The following is an 834-nucleotide window of genomic DNA, read 5'->3' as shown; positions in this document are numbered from 1 at the left end:
CAACCACCGAGTCACCCGCATCGACATCGCCGTATTCGGTTTCTCGCGCGGCGCGACGTTGGCGCGCGCGTTCGTCAACCGGCTGCTTGCCAAATGCACGATGAAGGATGGCGTGCCGCACTGGCCGTGTGGGACTGCACTGGACGGAGAGTCCGCGCCGCTGCATATCCGCTTTCTCGGGCTCTTCGACACGGTGGAATCGGTCGGCCTGCCAGCGCATAACCTGAGCGACATGCTTTTGCATATTCCCGAACAGGTCGAGCGCTGCTGCCATATTGTCTCGGGCCACGAACTGCGTGCCTGCTTCCCGCTTACGCCGGTGGGCGACACGGCCGCAAGCTGCGAGGAGCTGGTTTTTCCAGGCGTGCACTCGGATATTGGCGGCGGTTATCGTCCCAATGAGCAGGGGCGGTCTGATCTGCTCGGCCGCCTCGCGTTGAATCGCATGCGGCTGGAGGCGGTCATGTGCGGGGTGCCATTCACACCGCCCACGGAGTTGGCGAAAACAACCGCCGAGCTCTTCGAATACGACGAAGAGCTCAAATCGTTGTTCGATGAATACATGGCCACGATTGGCCGATGCAGCGGGATCGAGGATCAGGTCTTTCGGCACATGCGTCTTTTTTATGGCTGGCTGAAGGTGCGCTTTGGCCACGCGCCGTGCGATCTGTACGAGAACATGTGTTCGACGGATCCCGAAATCCAGGAAGCACTGCAAAGAATCCAGCAGTACCACGGACGCCTGAAGGTCGAGGCCGATACGATGAACTGGCGTTCCTATCTGACCCGGCTCTGGAACACCGACCGCAGCGAATACCTGCGCACGATCGAGAC

General features: G+C 60.6%; 1 protein-coding gene. It reads left to right on the top strand.

The genetic code is table 11. The annotated features are described in order from the left end of the window. Window positions 1–58: 58 nt before the first annotated feature. On the top strand, window positions 59–834 hold a 776-nt coding region (locus tag F7R19_RS29555; RefSeq protein WP_322790274.1), incomplete at its 3' end, for a T6SS phospholipase effector Tle1-like catalytic domain-containing protein.

The sequence above is a fragment of the Cupriavidus pauculus genome (assembly GCF_008801835.1).
Classification (GTDB): domain Bacteria; phylum Pseudomonadota; class Gammaproteobacteria; order Burkholderiales; family Burkholderiaceae; genus Cupriavidus; species Cupriavidus pauculus.
This window is presented reverse-complemented; position numbering and strand designations above follow the sequence as displayed.